Source organism: Rhizobium sp. GN54 (genome assembly GCF_021026345.1).
Taxonomy (GTDB): Bacteria; Pseudomonadota; Alphaproteobacteria; order Rhizobiales; family Rhizobiaceae; genus Mycoplana.
In genome coordinates this window covers 223835-243045 of the sequence record NZ_JAJNCZ010000006.1, presented here as the reverse complement: position 1 = coordinate 243045, position 19211 = coordinate 223835, and the positions used below count along the sequence as shown (strand labels likewise).

Genomic DNA, 19211 nt, shown 5'->3' with positions numbered 1-19211 from the left:
CCACGCCATCCGGCCCCGGCGGGGGCTGGTGCTGCAGGGTCCGCTGATGTATCTCGCAGCCTTTCCAATGGTGCTTTGAAGGATCGCGGTTTCGCGATCCGTGACATGACGGCGCCGCAACAGACGGAACCCGCCGCCAGATGATCCGCATCGAGAACGTCAGCAAGCAGAACAGCCATCGCCTCCTCTTCATCGAGGCGTCCGCCGCCCTCAACAAGGGCGAGAAGATCGGGCTCGTCGGGCCGAACGGCGCCGGCAAGACCACGCTGTTCCGGATGATCACCCAGCAGGAGGTCCCCGACGAGGGGCAGGTCTCCACCGAGAAGGGCGTCACCGTCGGCTATTTCGACCAGGACGTGGGCGAGATGGGCGGCCATAGCGCCGTTGCCGAGGTCATGAACGGGGCGGGGCCGGTCAGCGACGTCGCCGCCGAATTGCGCGCGCTGGAAGCCGAAATGGTCGATCCGGACAAGCTCGACGATATGGAGCGGATCATCGAGCGCTACGGCGAGGTGCAGGCGCGCTATGAGGAGTTGGACGGCTACGCCCTGGAGGGCCGGGCCCGCGAAGTGCTCGCCGGCCTGAGTTTCAGCCAGGAGATGATGGACGGCGACGTCGGCAAGCTCTCCGGCGGCTGGAAGATGCGCGTGGCGCTGGCGCGTATCCTTCTGATGCGCCCGGACGTGATGCTGCTCGACGAACCGAGCAACCACCTGGACCTCGAAAGCCTGATCTGGCTGGAAGAGTTCCTCAAGACCTATGACGGCGCGCTTCTGATGACCTCGCACGACCGCGAGTTCATGAACCGGATCGTCGGCAAGATCATCGAGATCGACGGCGGATCGCTCACCACCTATTCCGGCGACTACGCCTTCTACGAACAGCAGCGGGCGCAGAACGAGAAGCAGCAGCAGGCCCAGTTCGAGCGCCAGCAGGCGATGCTCGCCAAGGAGATCAAGTTCATCGAGCGCTTCAAGGCGCGCGCCTCGCATGCGGCCCAGGTGCAGAGCCGGGTGAAGAAGCTCGACAAGATCGATCGCGTCGAGCCGCCCCGCCGCCGCCACACCGTCGCCTTCGACTTCCTGCCGGCGCCGCGCTCGGGCGAGGACGTGATCAACATCAAGGGCGTTCACAAGACATATGGCAGCCGCACCATCTACGAAGGCCTCGATTTCATGGTCCGCCGGCGCGAGCGCTGGTGCATCATGGGGATCAACGGCGCCGGCAAATCGACGCTGCTGAAACTGGTGGCAGGCTCGGCCGAGCCGGACAAGGGCAGCGTCACGATCGGCGCCGGCGTCAAGCTCGGCTATTTCGCCCAGCACGCCATGGACCTGCTCGATGGCGACAGCACCATCCTCCAGTGGCTTGAGGAGGCCTTTCCCAAGGCCGGCCAGGCGCCGCTGCGGGCCCTTTCAGGCTGCTTCGGCTTTTCCGGCGATGACGTGGAGAAGAAGTGCCGGGTCCTTTCCGGCGGCGAGAAGGCACGACTGGTGATGGCGCGGATGCTGTTCGACCCGCCGAACCTGCTCGTGCTGGACGAGCCGACCAACCACCTCGACCTCGATACCAAGGAAATGCTGATCAAGGCGCTTTCGCAATACGAAGGCACGATGCTGTTCGTCTCGCACGACCGCCACTTCCTCGCCGCCCTGTCGAACCGGGTGCTGGAACTGACGCCGGACGGCATCCACCAGTATGGCGGCGGCTATACGGAATATGTCGAACGCACCGGTCAGGAGGCGCCGGGCCTGCGGGGCTGATCGTCGACCGCGCAGGAATGCAAGAGACGGAAGAGCCGGCAGTCGCGTTGAAAACGACGCCGGCTTCCGGCAGACCCTACTCCGTCGCCAGCAGCGACGGCAGTTCCTGGAACAGGGCGTCGCGGACGCGGGCGCCGGCCGATCCCTTCAGCCTCTTCTCTTCCTGCACCAGCCGCGCGAACACGATCGTACGCTCGCCCTTCGTGGCCCAGCCGACATACCAGCCCCAGGGGTGCTCGTAGTCGAACCTGCCGTCCGGCTTGCGCGGATAGGCCATGCCGGTCTTGCCCTGGGCGACCCAGCCATCCTGCAATGCGGTCTTCTCCACGATCTGCATCGTCATGTCGTAGGCGTGTTCGGAAACCGGCAGGTCGCGGTTGACCAGCCTGCGGAGGAACGCGACCTGCTCGCGCGGGGAGATCTTCAGGGAGGAGGAGATCCAGGCGCGCTCCAGCCCGTTGTCCTTGCCGGGATCGCCGGCGAAATCGGCATTGCCGTAGTCGAACTTCACCGCATAGCGGTGAAGTTTCTGCTCTCCCAGCGACTGCGCCATCACCTGCGAGAACCAGACGACGGAGTATTTCATCCACCGCGTCGGATCGGTCGCCTGCGTCCAGTTCTCGCCGCCCCAGTCCGCATAGCCCTCGCGGAAGGGAAGTTTCGGCGCGGTGGCGTTCTCCAGGAAGCCGGAATCATATCCCATCAGCGCCAGCGGCACCTTGAAGGTCGAGGCGGGGGTGTAGCGCTCGCTGCAATTGCCCTGCTCCACCAGCGTCGTGCCGGTCGCGGCATCGGCGACGACCGTACAAATTGTCTTGGCTTGCGCCGGCATGGCCAGGCCGGCGGCTGCGAGAATGCCGAGATACGTAAAACAGGTCCTCATCGAATTCCTCCGTTCGCAATGTCTTGGGCTGAGTGCTACCAGTGGTTTGACGGCCGGGCAAAGGACGAATACTGGGATCTGGCATTAGGAAAATTGGGGCATAGCCATGGTTCGGCCACATCTGCCGCTGAACGCCTTTCGCGCCTTCGAGGCTTCCGCACGACACCTGAGCTTCACCCGGGCGGCGATCGAGCTGAACGTGACGCAGGCGGCGGTGAGCCACCAGGTGAAGGGGCTGGAGGAGCAACTCGGCACCGTGCTGTTCAAGCGCCTGCCGCGCGGGCTGATGATCACGCCGGAAGGCGAGAGCCTGCTTCCGGTCCTGCGCGACAGTTTCGATCGCATGGCCTCGGCGATCGAGCGCCTTCGCGGCGAGAAGATCCGCGAGATCCTGGCGGTCGGCGCGGTTGGAACCTTCGCGGTCGGCTGGCTCCTGCCGCGGCTCGCAGACTTCGCCGAGCGCCATCCCTTCATCGATCTCCGGCTGTCGACCAACAACAACCGCGTGGACCTGGCCGCGGAGGGGCTGGATTTCGCGATCCGCTTCGGCGACGGCGCCTGGCACGGGACGGAGGCCGCAAGGCTGTTTGGCGCTCCGCTGTCGGCCCTGTGCGTTCCGCAGATCGCGCGTGAACTGCGCCAGCCGTCCGACCTGTTCGGCCGCACGCTGCTGCGCTCCTACCGGCCCGACGAGTGGACCCGCTGGTTCGAGGCGGCGAAGCTGCCGCGCGCCGTCCAGCGACACAGCAGCATCGTCTTTGACACCTCGCTTGCCATGATGGAGGCCATTTTACAGGGCGCCGGCGTGGGACTGGCGCCGCCCTCGATGTTCGAACGGCAGCTGACGTCAGGGGCGATCGTGCAGCCGTTCGACATCTGCGTGCCGGTCGGAAGCTACTGGCTGACCCGGCTGCAATCCCGCCCGATGACGCCGGCGATGACCGCCTTCCGCAACTGGCTCGTTGCGGAAGCGGAGGCGGCGGACGCAGGTCGGGAACCGGAGCTGCGCACCGGGCCGCCCGGTCAATAGCAAGGCGGATAGGGGTAGTAGCCGCAGGGCGGTGGCGGCGCGTAATAGTACGGCCGGGCCGCGACGGCCGCAGCCCCGATCGCCGCACCTGCCGCCACTCCGGCGCCGTAATAGGCCGGATGCGCGTACCATCCGCCATGCCAGACCGGCGCGTGCCGCCATGCGCCGCCGGCGACGACGGCACCGCCATAGGGACCACGGGCCGCGAACCAGTCGATGAACAGCGACGCAGGCCCGTCTGCGCCGGCAATCTCGCCCTCCAGCACGGAAACGTCGAAGGTCAGGGCATTGCCTTCCAGCTTCGGCGCTTTCAGCACGACCACGGCATCCTGAACCGATTGTCCGTCACGGCCAAAGACCGAGAGGGTCGCATTGGGCGGATCCTTGGCAAAACTGTCCTTGCCCTCGTCCCATTGCCCGATGAACTGGGCGGTGGGGACATGACCCGCCGCGCGGACGGGCCGGTCGGCAAAGACGATCGTGCTCGGGCCGAAGTCCGTCATCGTCAGCTTTCCATCGGCAAGCCTGGCCCCTCCGGAATTGATGACCGCCAGCGATGGCACCATCTGCTGCACATGCGCGCCGACCGTCTTCTGCGCCGGGGCGGAGATCGCGTCCTGGGCAACCGCGGAGCTGGCGACGGCGGGGCCGAACAGGATCGCGAGCGAAAGAATGTGCGTGCTGAATTTCATCGTCGAAAGCTCCCTGCTCGTCCGGCCGGGCATCTTTGGCTATGCCGTTCGACGTCGTGCCGGACAAAATTCATGGCCATGATGCGGCGAGGGCGAGTTCGCGCGCACCCGGCCGCACGTGGCGCGGCCGAACTCGTAAACGAAGATTTTCACTGCAATTTTCGGGATGCCCGGGGCCATTTACCCCGGCTGCGGCCCAAGTACCGGCGAACTCTACGCGAACGAATATAAGCTGTAAATAATATACTGGAGCCGCGATATGGCCTCGTCAAACTTGCCCTGCCAATCGTTCTGCGCCATAACTCGCCACCCATTCTGTCGAGGCCAACCGGAACATTTCGCCAACCGAAAACCGTGCGCGCGACGCTCATGCCGCGGTAGCGAGGACTGCTCCGGCAGCCGGTAGCACACCTGCCGCCGGCGGCTGAAGAAAGCACGAGGAGTACGAATATGGGTACGAACGGACAGCGCGATCTCGCCTGGCGCAACCGCGCCTATCACCGCGAGTGGCTGTGGAGCCAGGCGAACCGCCTCTTCGATTTCTTCCAGAACCGCACGTTCAATCCGAACGGCGGCTTTTACGAACTCGACGTCGAGGGCCGGCCGCTCAATGCCGGCAATCCGATCCGCGGCATTCATTCCACCGCACGCATGGTCCATTGCTTCGCCATCGGCAGCCTGCTCGGCCGCCCGGGCTCCGACGACATCGTCGACCACGGCATGAAGTATCTCTGGGAAAAACATCGCGACGCCGAGCGCGGCGGCTATCACTGGTCGCTCGACAATTCCGGCCTGCTCGACGCCACCAAGCAGGGCTACGGCCATGCCTTCGTGCTGCTCGCCGCCTCGAGCGCGAAGGTGGCCGGGCACCCGGACGCCGACCGGATGATCGCCGACGTCACCGACGTGCTCAACGACCGCTTCTGGGAAGAAAGGCACGGCGCGATCGCCGAGGAGTTTGCGGACGACTGGTCGCCCGTCCCCGGCTATCGCGGCCAGAACTCCAACATGCACCTGACCGAGGCTCTGATGGCCGCCTTCGAAGCGACCGGCGACAGCGCCTACCTGAAGAAGGCCGAGAGCATCGCCGACCTCATCATCCGCCGCAAGGCCGGAGAAAACGGCTTCCGGGTGCCGGAGCATTTCAACGAGAACTGGACGGTGGACAAGGGCTATACCGGCAACGAGATGTTCCGACCCTCCGGCACCACCCCCGGCCACTGGCTGGAATGGGCACGGCTGGTCCTGCAACTCTGGGCGCTCGGCGGCAGGAAGCACGACTGGATGCCCGAGGCGGCCAAGGCGCTGTTCTCGCAGTCGGTCGAACTCGGCTGGGACAAGGACAAGGGCGGTTTCTTCTACACGCTCGACTGGAACGACCAGCCGGCCAGGCGCGAGAAGCTCTGGTGGCCGATGGCGGAGGGCGCCGGTGCCGCCGCCTTCCTCGGCGAACATCTGCCGAGCGACTTCCACGAGACCTGGTATCGCCGCATCTGGGACGTCATTTCCCGCCACTTCATCGACCAGGATCGCGGCGGCTGGCACGAGGAACTGAACGAGGACCTCGTCCCGGCCTACACGCTCTTTGCCGGCAAGGGCGACATCTACCATGCCCTGCAGGCCTGCCTGATCCCGCTCTATCCGGCGACCGGCAGCCTGACGAAGGGCATCATCGAGGCGGGCGGCAAGTAGCCGCCCTCCCCGCGTCGAGGCACGGACGTCCCTACAGGTCCGCCTTGCGGAAGAGTTCGACCGCCCAATCGAGAAACACGCGCAGCCGCGGGGCTGCGTGGCGGTTCTGCGGATAGAGCGCCGACAACGGCGTCGGCGACGGCCGGTGGTCCCGCAGGACTTCGACGAGGCTGCCCCGCTCGATGTCCTGTTTCAGCCGATAGAGCGGCGCCTGGATCAACCCGTGGCCGAGGCGCGCCAGGTCGGCCATGGTGTCGGAATTGTTGACCGTGACGCGGGACGGCAGCCGGACCTGGCGGATTTCGCCGCCGTTCTGAAACTCCAGCGGCATGACCTGCCCCGTGCGGGACGAGACGAAGCCGATGGCGCGGTGGCCGTCGAGATCGGCCGGCGTCCGCGGCATCCCGTGCCGCACCAGATAGGCCGGGCTCGCACAGGTGATTTCGGTGATCGTGCCGAGGCGTCGCACGATCATGTTGCTGTCGTGGAGTTCGCCGGCGCGAATGACGCAGTCCACGCCCTCGCGAACGAGATCGACCAGCCGGTCGCCCTGGCCGAGTTGCAGGTCCAGCAGGGGATAGCGATCCAGAAACGCGTTCAGATGCGGCAGGAGGAAGGTCTGCGTCAGGAGCGGGTGGGCATCGATCCGCAAGAGCCCGCGCGGTTCGGCCTCGTGAAACAGGCTCTCGGCCTCCTCCACCTCCGACAGGATCGCCACGCAGCGCTCATAGAAGGCCTGGCCGTCCAGCGTCGGACCGACATGCCGGGTGGTGCGCTCGAGCAGGCGGACACCGAGGCTTCGTTCCAGATTCTTGACGGCCTCGGTCACCGTCGACCGGGCGAGATCGAAGTCCGCCGCCGCTGCGGCAAAGCTGCGGCGCTCGACGATGCGGACGAAAAGCTGCATGCGGTCCAGTCGGTCCATGGGAAATTGTTCGGCCTTTATGAATTGTGATGTCAAGTCTTAGGCAATTGTTCGCCCATGGCAACCGCCCTACTTCGCAGGCATCGAAGAAGGAGAAAGCCATGACAGACAATCCGCAACGAACAGCCATCGTCACCGGTGCCTCAAAGGGCATCGGCGCGGCGATCGCCCGCCGGCTGGCGGAGGACGGGATCGCCGTCGTCGTCAACTATGCCACGAACAGCCAGGCGGCGGACGCGGTGGTGGCCGGCATCGAAGCCGCCAACGGTCGCGCGGTCGCGGCAAGGGCCGACATCGGCAACCCTGCCGGGATCGCCGACCTGTTCGACATCGCCGAGAACACCTTCGGTGCGGTCGATATCCTGGTGAACAATGCCGGCATGATGGCGCTTTCGCCGCTTGCCGACGTCGACGACGACAGCTTCGGGCAACAGGTCCGGATCAATCTCGGCGGCGTGTTCCGCGGCATTCGGGAGGCGGGCAAGCGATTGCGCGACGGCGGGCGCATCATCAGCTTCTCGTCGAGCGTCGTCGGCCTGTACCAGCCGACCTACGGCGTCTATTCGGCGACCAAGGCTGCGGTCGAGGCGATGACGCATGTCGCCGCCAAGGAACTCGGGTCCCGCGGCATCACCGTCAATGCCGTGGCCCCGGGGCCGGTTCAGACCGATCTCTTCATGACCGGCAAGAGCGAGGCCCAGGTGCAGGCGATCACGAAGATGAACCCGATGGGCCGTCTCGGCCAGCCGGACGACATCGCCTCCGTCGTCGCCTTCCTGGCGAGCCCGGCCGGCGCCTGGGTCAACGGCCAGACGATCCGCGCCAATGGCGGCGTCGTCTGACGCCCTCCCGCAACGCGATCCGAGAAAGGAAGCTCCCATGCCCTTCGTCAACATCAAGGTACCGGAAGCCGCACTCACCCGCGCACAGAAGGCCGAGATCGTCCATCGCGCGACGGATATGCTCGTCGACTACTTTTCCGAGGCCGCACGCCCGCACACGATGGTCCTCATCGAGGAGGTGAAGGATGGCGGCTACGCCCGCGCCGACGAGGTCTTCGTCATCCCGGACGCCTATCGCGCCCGGGACTGAGCCGGTCGCTCGATCGCGCCTCCGCCTTTGGCAGGGAGCGCGATCAGTCCTCGTCGTCGACCGTCTCGACGGCGACGGCGCTCTCGCGGCTTCCGTTCAGGATCTCGCGCTTGCCGACATGGTTGGCCGGGCCGACGAGGCCGTCGCGCTCCATCCGCTCGACCAGCGATGCGGCACGGTTGTAGCCGATCGACAGGCGGCGCTGGATGTAGGAGGTCGAGCATTTGCGGTCGCGCATGACCACCTTGATCGCCTTCTCGTAGAGGTCGTTGCCGTCCTCCTCGCCCATCGCCGACTTGTCGAAGACGGCGGTGTCTTCCGGCTCGTCCGCCTCTTCCTCGTCGGCATCCTCGGTGACGGTGCCGAGATATTCCGGGCGCCCCTGCGCCTTCAGGTGGGCGACGACCTGCTCGACCTCGGCGTCCGAGACGAACGGCCCATGGACACGGGCGATACGGCCGCCGCCGACCATGTGCAGCATGTCACCCTGTCCCAGGAGATGTTCGGCCCCCTGCTCGCCGAGGATGGTGCGGCTGTCGATCTTGGAGGTGACCTGGAAGGAGATGCGGGTCGGAAAGTTGGCCTTGATCGTGCCGGTGATGACGTCGACCGAAGGGCGCTGGGTGGCCATGATCAGGTGGATGCCGGCCGCGCGCGCCATCTGTGCCAGCCGCTGGATCGCCCCTTCGATCTCCTTGCCGGCGACCATCATCAGGTCGGCCATCTCGTCAACGATGACGACGATGTAGGGCATCGGCGTGAGGTCCATCTCCTCCTGCTCGTAGGTCGGCTCGCCGGTGGAACGGTCGAAGCCCTTCGGCACGTCGCACATCACCGTCTCGCCATTGGCGCGGGCGGCCGCGGCGCGGGCGTTGAAGCCGTCGATGTTGCGCACGCCGAGCCGCGACATCTTTCGGTAGCGGTCCTCCATCTCGCGCACCGCCCACTTCAGCGCCATCACCGCCTTCTTCGGATCGGTGACGACAGGGGTCAGAAGATGCGGAATGCCGTCATAGATCGACAGTTCCAGCATCTTCGGATCGACCATGATCAGGCGGCATTCCTCGGGTTTCAGCCGGTAGAGCAGCGACAGGATCATCGTGTTGATCGCGACCGACTTGCCAGAGCCCGTGGTACCGGCGACGAGCAGGTGCGGCATCTTGGCGAGTTCGGCCACGACCGGCTCGCCGCCGATGGTCTTGCCGAGGCAGAGCGCCAGCTTGAACTTCGTCTCCCAGTAGCTCTCGCACTCGATCAGTTCGCGGAAATAGACCGTCTCACGCACGGCATTCGGCAGTTCGATGCCGATGACGTTGCGGCCGGGGACGACGGCGACGCGCGCCGACAGTGCCGACATGGAGCGGGCGATATCGTCGGCGAGGCCGATCACGCGCGAGGACTTGACCCCCGGCGCCGGCTCGAATTCGTAGAGGGTGACGACCGGACCCGGCCGCACGTCGATGATCTCGCCCTTGACGCCGAAGTCCTCGAGGATGCTCTCCAGCAGGCCGGCGCTCTGCTCCAGCGCCTCCTGCGTCATCGTGTGCGCCTGCTCGCCGGCAGGCTGCTGCAACAGGTCGACCGGGGGGAACTCGTAGTCCGGATTAGCGTCCGCAGCCGCAAAGAGGCCGGAGCGGGGAAGCGAACGCGAGGCGACCGGGGCGCGGGTGGCGACAGGCGCCGGCGCGACCGGCACGATGGCCGTGGCTTGATGTTCCGTCTCGACCGGATCGGCAGCGCTCAGTGGCTCGATCTCGACGGCCTCGCTGACGGACGCCGGAGACAACGGACCGAGCGAGATCGTCGTGGTCGAGGATGCGGGCCAGACCGGGCCGAACTGGAATGCGGCAAGCGACGGCAGGGCCGAAAGCGGCGTATAGCCGGGCGCGGCGACATCCTTCCCCTGCGGGGGCTGTGGTGCCGGCGTGGGCACGGGTGCAACCGCGACCCCTGTCGCCCCGGACGCACCCTGCGTGTCGGCTGCGGGCTTGTCCGCCACGGGTTTGGCCGGGACCGGCGCCGCCAGGTGCGGCGTCCGCGATGCGTCCCTTTGACCAATGGCGGCGACCGGTCTCGGGGCGGTGGGGAGCCCCGCCCGCCCGGCCAGCGTCCGGCCAGCCGGCGCGGCCGATTGCGGAGTGGAGAGGGTGCGCGCGGGCGTAGCCGTCGTGGCAGGCGCAATGTTGCGGCCACGAATGCTCACCTCGCGGTAGAGAGAGGCCGCCGTCTCAGCGCCGGTCTGGAAGCTCGGGATTGCGAGGCGGGGCGCCGGCGCGAAGCCTGCGAGATCGACATCGAGGCACATCGTGTCGAACAGGGCATGGTCGGAGATATGAAGGCCGAAAGCGCCTTGCCGGGCCGGAACGGACGATCCGGCTTTGGCGGCCATGGCACCGGCAACCGCCTTCGGATTTGTCGCGGCAGGAACGGTCGTCGCAATTGTCACAGCGGGCCGCTCCGGCTGGCGGCTCGCCTCGGCCATTTCCCGCTTCAGCCGCAAATAGAGCGCGAGTGCGCCGTGGTTGTCCTGCGGGCCGACGACATTTGTGGACGGCAGCACAGGCTTGCCGGCCTCGGCCGGAGCATTGTGAGGAGCCGCTGCGGTGGACCGGGCCCGCCCCGCGCCCTCGATCTTGCGCATGGCGTCACCGTCAAGATCGGCGCGCAACGGATCGTCCGCGGGAGGCGGAGTCTTCCCGGCCTCGACGGTCGTCGGCTGCAATTGCTCCACCGCGGCAACGACGACCGCTTCCGGCTTCTGTTCGGGAGCCTCGGCGTGCTTGCGCGCATAGGCGCTTTCCGGTGTCCGGGTGAAGCGGACGTTCGGGCCGAGGATGAAGGCGCTCTGCCAGGCGGGCAGGTCGGCATCCGCCTTGACTTCACCGGCCACCGTCATGCCGGGAAGCGTCACATGCGGCGTCGGCCGCGGCCCATCGCCACTCTCCTCGCTGCTTGCGGACTGATCGGTGACGTTCGGCGAGATCGTTCGGGAAAGACGCATGGAAACCTGCAACGCTGGAACTGGCGGAAGCCGTGAAAACCCCTGCGTCGGGAATAGAAAATAAAGGTTAACAGCCCCTTTCCGGCGGCCCCTCACAGATGAACGCCGGAAGCCGGAAAAGGCCGATATCAACAGACTAAATATAGTCTTTTCAATTGGATACTTGTTCCAAGAATTTATGTTCGCGCCGCCAGGCACGCAACACCCGGTCGACAACCGGCCCTGGGCCGCGGGTTCACAGCAGAAGCAGCTTCTTGACCAGCGACAGGACGTCCTCGAACGAGATCTGGGTGAGCCCGACGACGGCGAACGGCAGGAGCGCCATCGCCGAGAGCGGGAGCACGGCGGTGCGCGAGAGGAGGCCGCCCTTCAGTTTCCTTGCTGCCTCGAAGAGCTTCGCCGGATCGGGGATGTCCGCATCGGCAGGCGGTTCGGCCGTGCCATTGGCGGCGATGTTGCGCGACAGGATCTTGCGCTCGTCCTGACGCTGGCGCTGCGTCGCCAGTGCCGCCGCTGCCAGCATCGTGTCCTCCCTGAGCCGCCGCAGCGGCCGGGCAAAGGCCGAGAGCGGATAGGCGAAGAAGCCGAGCACGAGGACGAGCCAGGCTCCCATGACGGTCGTCAGCATCTTGACCGACAGGGTCTCGGCGCTGATGTGCTGGCCGAAGCTCGCGGCGATCGCGCAGCTCAGGCCGAACATGAAGGTCATGTAGGCGTTTGGATAGTCGGCCAGGAAGGCAAGGCCGCCCTTGCCGTCCGGATGGCTTGCCACCAGCCTGAGCTCCAGCCTTGCGATGACGCGCAGCAATTGCGCCCAGACGAAGTGCCGCCAGAAGCCGCGCAGGACCAGGAACCAGAACAGCGGAAGGCTCACGAGCAGCGCCCACCACCCGGCAAGCGTGATGTGCCGGCCCGCCTCGCTGCTGGAGGCCGCCCAGAAATAGCTGTCGCCTTTCAGCTCGTATCGAAGCGCCCAGGCGGAGAGGGCGTAGGCGATGACGAGGCAGACGGCCTCGGCAATGCGCGAATTCCGCAATCGCAGAGCCCGGTTCACCGCGCGGGCAGCCGCAGGCATCGATTCCGGCGTGATCAGGGGCGCGGCCTTGAAGTGTTGCAGCTTCACCCTCAACCGCTCCTCCACCTGCTCCTCGGCGAGGACGACGGCGCCGATCGCCAGCACGAAACGCCCCCACAGGCCGACATCCGTGACATAGGTCATGCCGAACGGCCGCAGCCGGAGGCTGTCCGGCAATGCCAGCAGGAGCGGCACCAGCCACGCGATTGCGACATAGATGAGCGCGCGTCGCCGGGCGTTCAGCGCGTCGCGGCGCAGGAGCCCCAACCGCTTCTGCAGCTCGAAGAACGGCCCGCCCCGATAGGCCAGATAGTCGGCAATCTCGACGTTCTGCGTTTGCTGATCGGCCATCGCACGGCTCCCCCCGGCACGCCTTCCGCCGGATGCGCGCACCCGCGGCAGGCGCGATGCTAACGCATCGCCCGGATTTTGCAGAGGAAATTCTTTTGGTCGATCGGCGCCGCGCTCGTCAGCCCCCGCCGACGAAATCCAGGATCAACTGGTGCACGTTGCCGCCCTCGCTGAGTTCCGTCCGGTCGAAATCGCGGCTGCGCCGGCGCTGTTCCTGCGACAGCTCGCCGAGCCGGGTGGTCAGCACCTTGCGGATCTTCCGGCAATCCGGATCGTCGGCGACGGTCAGGCCGACCGAATAGTCCTCGATCTGCCGCACCATCTCGACGATGATCTCGCCATGCACCCGCTCGTGCGCACGCACGCCGGCGATGAAAGTCTCCCAGCGCGCGCCGAGCGCCGCCGGCAGCTTGCCGGCGGGCCTGGGCAGCATGGTGGTGATGATGAGCTTCGGCCGGTTGGTGGTGATGACGCAGCCGCCGTCGCGCGGCTCGTAGCGGCGGGTCCAGGTCAGCTTGAAGTCGGTGAAGGCGATGGCCCGACCGACGCCGACCTTGGGGCCGTTCTCGCCGATCGAGCGGTAGAGCTCGATTCCGGACGAACCGCTGACGGCATAGGTCTTGACCTGCTCCACCGGCTGCCATGCCGTCTCTGCCGCAGCCGGACCCGACAGCAACATTGCCACAAGGCCCAGCAGCGCTTTCAGGCTGGTCTTCATCGAGCGCCGCAACTCACACCGACCGCGTCAGGCCGCCGTCGACGCGGATGTTCTGCCCGGTGATGTAGCCGGCACCCTCCGACACCAGGAAGGCGACCGTGGCGGCGATCTCGTCGCTGCTGCCATAGCGCTGCATCGGCACGCTGGCGCGCCGTTCCTCGGTGCCGGGAAGGCTGTCGATCCAGCCCGGCAGCACGTTGTTCATGCGGATGTTGTCGGCCGCATAGGTGTCGGCGAAGATCTTGGTGTAGGCGGCGAGGCCCGCGCGGAACACGGCGGAGGTGGGAAACATCGCCGCCGGCTCGAAGGCCCAGGCGGTGGAAATGTTGACGATGGCACCGGATTTCTGCGCCTGCATGATCGGGGCGACGAGGCGGACGGAGCGGATCACGTTCATCAGGTAGACGTCGAGCCCCTTGTGCCAGTCCCCGTCGGTGATGTCGAGGATCGCCGCCCGCGGTCCGTGACCGGCGCTGTTGACCAGCGCGTCGATGCGGCCCCAGCGCTCCATGGCAACGTCGACGAGCCGCTTGAGGTCGTCGTTGGACTGGTTGGAGCCGGTCACGCCGAGGCCGCCCAGTTCGCTGGCCAGCGCCTCGCCCTTGCCCGAGGACGAGAGGATCGCGACGCGATAGCCATCCGCCGCCAGGCGCCTTGCGGCCGCAGCTCCCATACCGCTGCCACCCGCCGTGATGAGAGCCACCTTCTCGTTTGCCATGGGGAAATCCCTTCCTGCGATGTTTGTTCTCGGCATGATCCTAGGCGGCCCTTGGCGTGAGGTCGAGCCCGCCGGGCCTGCAGGATGTGGAAATCGCCAGATGCCGGCATCGGGCCTAGAGAATGCTCCAGGCCCTGAACCGCTCGCGCCCGGTGATCTCGCGCAATTGCAGCTCGGAGGCGAGGCCGAGCGCGCCCTGGATCGTGACGCCCAGCTCCCGGGCGATGATGCCCGCGGAGACGACCGGGCGGGCGATGACGAGGTCTACCAGCTGGGGAAGCCTCGAATTGGCACGCTTCTTCACCAGCCGCCGCTCGAGCTGCAATCTGGCGAGCACCAGGCGGTCGTGCGTCTTCAGCCCCTGCATGGCACCGAGTTCGAACGCCTCGAGAATGGCCATGAGCCGCGAGTGCCGGTCGCGCGCATGGCGCCGCTCCCGCGGGACCGCCCGGAGACCGGCATTGACGGCCACGAGATGCGACGCCGCAGGCCCCTCCTGCCGAAGGAACGCCGCGACAAGCTGGCGACCGAGCCAGGGAATGTGCTGAAGCACCTGGAGCGAGTTCCAGGCGTCCAGAAGCAGCGCAGCCCGCAGGATCGCGGGCAGGCCCGCCGTGTCCTGCAGGACGAGACGCCACTCCGATAGCCGTTCCTCCTCATCCCAGTCGGCATCGTAGACAAGCGGGTCGCGCTCGGGTGCGGCCTTTCGCTCGGGTGCCGGTCCAACACCCTCGAGGATCGCGCTGCTGCGGGCGATCAGGGCATCGATCTCGGAAAAATCCATCCCCTCGCCGGCATCGGCCGCCTCGTCCGGCTGGTCGCCTGCACCGAGGGGCGCGGCATGACCGGGTGCAGCCGGCAGCTGTGCCGCTGCCGTCTCCTGCCCGCGCCCGCGGAGCCGTGCGAGCCCCGGCGCACTGAGCGCCCATGGCGGCGGCTGGTCGAAGATCTGCCGCCGCGCGCGCAGGACGGAATGGGCGATGGTCAGTTCGTGCGTCGGCGTGCGCACGTCCATGCGCGCGTCGTGCAAGACAAGGTCCTCGACATGCACCAGTTCCCCGTCGACCCAGAGGGAGGCGGCCGCATCGTGAAAATCCTGGCGCTCCAGGAAGCCGGTGCGGATCGTCGAGCGCAGCACGCGCTCGTCCAGCCGCGCCAAGGCCTCCCCCGCCCGGCAGCAGGGAACGAGCAGTGCGGAAAGATCGAGCTTGCCGGTTTCATAGCGCATGACGGAACGATGTCCGACTCGATCAGCGAAAGCAAACCTGCTTATCGCTTTCGCTCCGCGCGAGCGGCCGGTTCAGATCTCGTAGTCGACAGCCACGTTCAGCGAGGCGATGAAACGCTTGGTGCGATCGCGCTCGGGATGGGAGAAGATCCTCGCCGGCGGCCCGCTTTCCACGATCGTGCCGCCGTCGAGGAAGACCACCTTGTCGGCGACGCGCGAGGCAAGCCGCAGGTCGTGCGTCGCCATCATCATCGTCGTGCCCTCGCGCGCCAGCCGGCCGAGCACGTCCACCACCTCTTCGGCGAGTTCCGGATCGAGCGCCGACGTCGGCTCGTCGCACAGGAGCACGCGTGGCGAGGGCGCAAGCGCGCGGGCGATGGCGACGCGCTGCTGCTGGCCGCCCGACAGCGTCGCCGGCCAGGCGTCTGCCTTGTGGGCCATGCCGACCTTCTCCAGAAGTTCGAGCGCGCGGGCGCGGGCGCGCGCCTCCGGCCATTTCAGCACCGTCACCAGTCCTTCCATGACGTTTTCGATCGCGGTGCGATGGGGAAAGAGCTGGAAGTTCTGGAACACCATGCCCGTCTGCCGCCGCAGCCGCTGGATATCCGACCAGCCGACCCTGCCGCCCGGCGAAAAGGACAACGCCTCCTCGCCGATGCGCACCGAGCCGTTCGTCGGGATTTCGAGCAGGTTGACGCAGCGAAGCAGCGTGCTCTTGCCGCCGCCGGACGGGCCGACGAGGGCCGTGACCGATCCTTCCGCCATGTCGACGCTGACGTCCTTCAGAACGACATTGTCGCCGAAGCGCTTCTCGATGTGGCTGAGCTCGATCATGCGCGCGCCTCCAGGAAGCCGCCATAGCGGGCAAAACGCTTCTCCAGCCGCACCTGCAGGGCCGAAAGCACCGAACTCATGGCGAGGTAGATCAGGGCGGCGAGGATATAGAGGATCAGCGGTTCGTAGGTGGTGGCGACGATCCGCTGTGCGGTCTGGAACAGCTCCGGCACCGTGATCGCGGCTGCGAGCGAGGTGTCCTTGACGAGCGAGATGAAGGTGTTGGACAGCGGCGGGACCGCGGTGCGCCCGGCCTGCGGCAGGATGGTGCGCCGCATCGCCTGGCCCCAGCTCATGCCGATCGAATAGGACGCCTCCCACTGGCCGCGCGGAACCGATGCGATCACCGCGCGGATGATCTCGGACGTATAGGCGCCGATATTCAGCGTGAAACCGATCAGCGCCGCCGGAAAGGCATCGAGCAGGATGCCCATGCTCGGCAGGCCGTAGAAGATGACGAAGAGCTGGACGAGCAGCGGCGTGCCGCGGAAGATCCAGACGTAGAACCGGGCGACGGCAACCAGCGGCCCCGGCGCAAACAGCCGGGTGATCGCCACCAGCAGCCCCAGCGCCAGCCCGAAGGCGAAGGACAACAGCGTCAGCGGCACGGTGAACTTCAAACCGGCCCAGAGCAGCGGGCCGAGCGAATCGAGCATCAGTTGGAGCCAGTGCGGCAAGGGCGTTCCTACTCTTCGCGATATAGCCGGATCCCTTCCGCAATACCGCTCCCTGCCCCCTTCCCACAAGAGGGGAACCGATATGCGGCGGTCCTGCCGATGTCAGATCGGCGGAACGCCGCCTGCAGTCTCTATCGGAGGCGGCGGGGCAATCCCGGCGTGATCCCCCTCCCATGGCGGGAGGGGGATCCGGGAGGCGCTTACTTCGAGACGTCCTGGCCGAAATACTTGTCGGAGATCTTCTGGTAGGTGCCATCGGCCTTGATGTCCGCCAGCGCCTTGTTCAACGCCTCGACCAGTTCCGGCTCGCCCTTGCGCACGATGATGCCGGAGTATTCGGCGTTTGCCTGCTCGGCTGCGATCTTCACGTTCGCGTCCGGCTTCTGCTTCTTGAAGTCGAGGAAGGACAGGCTGTCGTTGATCGTGGCGTCGGCGCGGCCGGTCAGGACCAGCTGGATCGACTGGTCGAAGCCGTCGGTGCCGACGAGCTCGGCGCCGTTCGCCTCGGCCAGCTTGCCGAAGTTGGAGGTCAGCGACTGTGCCGCCTTCTTGCCCTTCAGGTCCTCGAAGCCCTTGATGCCGTCATCGTCGCCCCGCACGATCAGCACGGCCTTGGAGGCGATATAGGGCTCGGAGAAGTCGTATTTCTGCTTGCGCGCATCGGTGATGCCGACCTGGTTGATCACCGCGTCGTAGCGGTTGGCGTCGAGGCCTGCGATCAGGCCGTCCCACTTGCCTTCCAGGAATTCCGCCTTCACGCCGAGCTTGGCTGCGACCGCCTCGCCGATCTCGACGTCGAAGCCGACGAGCTTGCCGCTCGTGTCGTGATAGGTGAACGGCGCATAGGTGCCCTCGGTGCCGATCTTGAGGACGCCCGCGGACTGGACGGCGGCAAGGTTCTCCCCGGCCGTGGCCGGAAGCAGGAGTGCGGCCTGCACGAGGGTGGCGGTGGCGATGGTCTTCAACCAGGACATGTCGGTCTCCGTATCTGGTCATGAAACTGATGGGAACTAGATCGCAGAATTCGACGCTCCGCGGAGCGCAGAAAACGGTGGCCGCAGGCGGCAATTGCAAAAAATTTTTCCGTTCCGGTTAAAATTTGCGCACTTGTCTGCCGGTCCCTGCGACAGATAGGGCGGCGGAGACAAAAATCAGGACCGGTCCGGGCTTCGAGCGAGGCGCCGCCGTCACCACCTTTCAAGCTGTTCCAGCGTACGGCTGTCCTCCTGCCCGCCATAGAATCGTGCGAGCGCCTTCCGGAACAGCGCGGGATCGTCGGCAACGGCGGCAAAGAGCGTCAGCGACGACCGCAGCTTCACGTCGTCCGGCGCACCCATGATCTCGCGCGCCGAGCGCCCGGGCACCGAAAGAAGCGCCTCCACGCACGCCGTCAACCGCGGTCCGAGCACCGGATCGGCGAGATAGGCGCGTGCCTCGCCGGCAGAATGGATCGCATAGCGCTGCGTCATCGGAGACATGCCGAGCCCCTCGACCTGCGGAAAGACGAACCACATCCAGTGGGTCTCCTTCCGGCCTCGCTTCAGCTCCGCCAGTGCCTGCGGATAGACCGCCTCCTGCGCCTCGTGGAAACGGGACAGGTCATGGCTTGCCGCCGGTTTCGCAGGGTGTCCCATCGTCGTCCCTCCGCTCGGACAACTGCGGTCCGATTGCCTTCCGTCGACCGTTCATAGGCTCCGCCCGACACCGGGAAGGCTCCGTACGCCCCGCCTTCCCGGAAACGGTCCTTGCCGGGGACGGCTCCCGGTCACTATTGCCCGGTCAGGCGGCGCAATTGCTGCTGCGCCTCCCTGGCCAGCGGATGGTCGGGGTGGCGGGCGATGAAAAGCTCCCAGGCCTTCACCGTATCTGCGCGGCGGGCTGCGTCGAATTCCTCCTGCACGGCGATGTCGGGATCGCGCGCGGGAGCCGCCGTGGGCGGCTCGCCCTCGCCCGACTGGGCCATGGCCGGCGGGGTGGCGCAGCCTGCAATCGCACCCGCAAGTGCCAGCCGCATCGACAGGGTTCCGGATCGCTTTGTCATTCTGACTGCATAGCCCCCATCCGCGGCATCACCAAGGCCGGCCTCGCCCTCTCAGCGCGGCGGCCGGTGGTGGCGCTCGCAGGCGCCGCATTGCGCCAGCGCCTCGATCACCTTGCATTCGGCGATCGTCCCGTGGCTGCAGCTCGAAAGCGTGCGTTCCAGTTCCGCCTCCAGAAGCTTCAGCCGGGCGATCCTCTGGCGCACATCGTCCAGCTGGCGCCGCGCGATCTCGTCCGCGTCCCGGCAGGGCATGTCGGGATGCTGCGACAGATCGATCAGCTGTCGCACGGCCTCGGTGGAAAGGCCGAGATCGCGCGCATGCAGGATGAAGGTAAGCCGGTCGTAGTGGCGCGCCGTGTAGCGACGCTGGTTGCCGGCGTTGCGCTCCGGCTCCGGCAGCAGCCCGATCGATTCATAATAGCGGATGGTCTCGACCTTCGAGCCGCTGGCTGTGGCGAGCTTGCCGATCGAAAAGACGCGTTCCATGGATA

Annotated in this window: 19 protein-coding genes; 5 read left to right on the top strand and 14 right to left on the bottom strand. The window is 66.5% G+C overall.

What is annotated here, in order from left to right; all coding sequences use genetic code 11:
- Positions 1–140 precede the first annotated feature (140 nt).
- Entirely contained in the window at positions 141–1763 is a 1623-nt protein-coding gene (locus LQK81_RS17625; RefSeq protein ID WP_230807676.1) for an ABC-F family ATP-binding cassette domain-containing protein, read from the top strand.
- Positions 1764–1839: 76 nt separating this feature from the next.
- Here LQK81_RS17625 and blaOXA read toward each other — a convergent pair whose 3' ends face one another.
- Positions 1840–2646, bottom strand: coding sequence for a class D beta-lactamase (blaOXA, locus tag LQK81_RS17620; RefSeq protein ID WP_230807675.1), 807 nt, complete (start codon positions 2644–2646; stop codon positions 1840–1842).
- A 106-nt stretch (positions 2647–2752) separates the two neighbouring features.
- Here blaOXA and LQK81_RS17615 point away from each other — a divergent pair, with 106 nt between their 5' ends.
- Positions 2753–3676, top strand: a complete 924-nt coding sequence (locus tag LQK81_RS17615; protein ID WP_230807674.1) for a LysR family transcriptional regulator — start codon at positions 2753–2755, stop codon at positions 3674–3676.
- On the opposite strand, the gene LQK81_RS17610 is transcribed toward LQK81_RS17615, so the two are convergent.
- Positions 3670–4368 (bottom strand): hypothetical protein, encoded by a 699-nt coding sequence (locus LQK81_RS17610; protein WP_230807673.1) that lies wholly within the window; start codon positions 4366–4368, stop codon positions 3670–3672. The two genes, LQK81_RS17615 and LQK81_RS17610, sit on opposite strands and share 7 nt — an antisense overlap.
- Before the next feature lie 450 nt (positions 4369–4818).
- Between LQK81_RS17610 and LQK81_RS17605 the strand changes: the two genes are divergently transcribed.
- On the top strand, positions 4819–6060 hold the full coding sequence (locus LQK81_RS17605) for an AGE family epimerase/isomerase (protein ID WP_230807672.1): 1242 nt from the start codon (positions 4819–4821) through the stop codon (positions 6058–6060).
- A gap of 31 nt (positions 6061–6091) precedes the next feature.
- On the opposite strand, the gene LQK81_RS17600 is transcribed toward LQK81_RS17605, so the two are convergent.
- Positions 6092–6985, bottom strand: coding sequence for a LysR family transcriptional regulator (locus LQK81_RS17600; protein WP_230807671.1), 894 nt, complete (start codon positions 6983–6985; stop codon positions 6092–6094).
- A gap of 101 nt (positions 6986–7086) precedes the next feature.
- On the opposite strand from LQK81_RS17600, the gene LQK81_RS17595 reads away from it, so the two are divergent.
- Together LQK81_RS17595 and LQK81_RS17590 are read left to right on the top strand one after the other, a co-directional pair.
- On the top strand, positions 7087–7827 hold the full coding sequence (locus tag LQK81_RS17595) for an SDR family oxidoreductase (RefSeq protein ID WP_230807670.1): 741 nt from the start codon (positions 7087–7089) through the stop codon (positions 7825–7827).
- Positions 7828–7864: 37 nt separating this feature from the next.
- On the top strand, positions 7865–8077 hold the full coding sequence (locus LQK81_RS17590) for a tautomerase family protein (RefSeq protein WP_230807669.1): 213 nt from the start codon (positions 7865–7867) through the stop codon (positions 8075–8077).
- Between the two features lie 43 nt (positions 8078–8120).
- Here the strand turns inward: LQK81_RS17590 and LQK81_RS17585 are convergent, their stop codons facing one another.
- The 11 genes from LQK81_RS17585 to LQK81_RS17535 all read right to left on the bottom strand — a co-directional run bounded on the left by LQK81_RS17585 (position 8121) and on the right by LQK81_RS17535 (position 19206).
- Positions 8121–11078: a DNA translocase FtsK gene (locus tag LQK81_RS17585; RefSeq protein WP_230807668.1), complete on the bottom strand. Its 2958-nt coding sequence runs from the start codon at positions 11076–11078 to the stop codon at positions 8121–8123.
- 235 nt (positions 11079–11313) lie between these two features.
- Positions 11314–12504 (bottom strand): hypothetical protein, encoded by a 1191-nt coding sequence (locus LQK81_RS17580; protein WP_230807667.1) that lies wholly within the window; start codon positions 12502–12504, stop codon positions 11314–11316.
- Between the two features lie 118 nt (positions 12505–12622).
- Positions 12623–13222 carry a DUF922 domain-containing Zn-dependent protease gene (locus LQK81_RS17575; RefSeq protein ID WP_230807666.1) on the bottom strand — a complete coding sequence of 200 codons (600 nt, stop codon included), beginning with the start codon at positions 13220–13222 and terminating at the stop codon, positions 12623–12625.
- A gap of 13 nt (positions 13223–13235) precedes the next feature.
- Positions 13236–13940 carry an SDR family oxidoreductase gene (locus LQK81_RS17570; RefSeq protein WP_230807665.1) on the bottom strand — a complete coding sequence of 235 codons (705 nt, stop codon included), beginning with the start codon at positions 13938–13940 and terminating at the stop codon, positions 13236–13238.
- A gap of 115 nt (positions 13941–14055) precedes the next feature.
- Positions 14056–15168 carry an RHE_PE00001 family protein gene (locus tag LQK81_RS17565; protein ID WP_230807664.1) on the bottom strand — a complete coding sequence of 371 codons (1113 nt, stop codon included), beginning with the start codon at positions 15166–15168 and terminating at the stop codon, positions 14056–14058.
- 72 nt (positions 15169–15240) lie between these two features.
- Positions 15241–16002 (bottom strand): amino acid ABC transporter ATP-binding protein, encoded by a 762-nt coding sequence (locus tag LQK81_RS17560; RefSeq protein ID WP_230807663.1) that lies wholly within the window; start codon positions 16000–16002, stop codon positions 15241–15243.
- Positions 15999–16679 (bottom strand): amino acid ABC transporter permease, encoded by a 681-nt coding sequence (locus tag LQK81_RS17555; RefSeq protein WP_230807662.1) that lies wholly within the window; start codon positions 16677–16679, stop codon positions 15999–16001. Before LQK81_RS17555 ends, LQK81_RS17560 begins: the two co-directional genes overlap by 4 nt.
- A 200-nt stretch (positions 16680–16879) precedes the next feature.
- Positions 16880–17653, bottom strand: coding sequence for an amino acid ABC transporter substrate-binding protein (locus LQK81_RS17550; RefSeq protein WP_230807661.1), 774 nt, complete (start codon positions 17651–17653; stop codon positions 16880–16882).
- 213 nt (positions 17654–17866) lie between these two features.
- Entirely contained in the window at positions 17867–18313 is a 447-nt protein-coding gene (locus LQK81_RS17545) for a DUF1810 domain-containing protein (RefSeq protein ID WP_230807660.1), read from the bottom strand.
- Between the two features lie 134 nt (positions 18314–18447).
- On the bottom strand, positions 18448–18720 hold the full coding sequence (locus LQK81_RS17540; protein WP_230807659.1) for a hypothetical protein: 273 nt from the start codon (positions 18718–18720) through the stop codon (positions 18448–18450).
- Between the two features lie 51 nt (positions 18721–18771).
- The gene (locus tag LQK81_RS17535; protein ID WP_230807658.1) at positions 18772–19206 is read right to left on the bottom strand and encodes a MerR family transcriptional regulator; all 435 of its coding nucleotides are present in this window, start codon (positions 19204–19206) and stop codon (positions 18772–18774) included.
- Positions 19207–19211 lie beyond the last annotated feature (5 nt).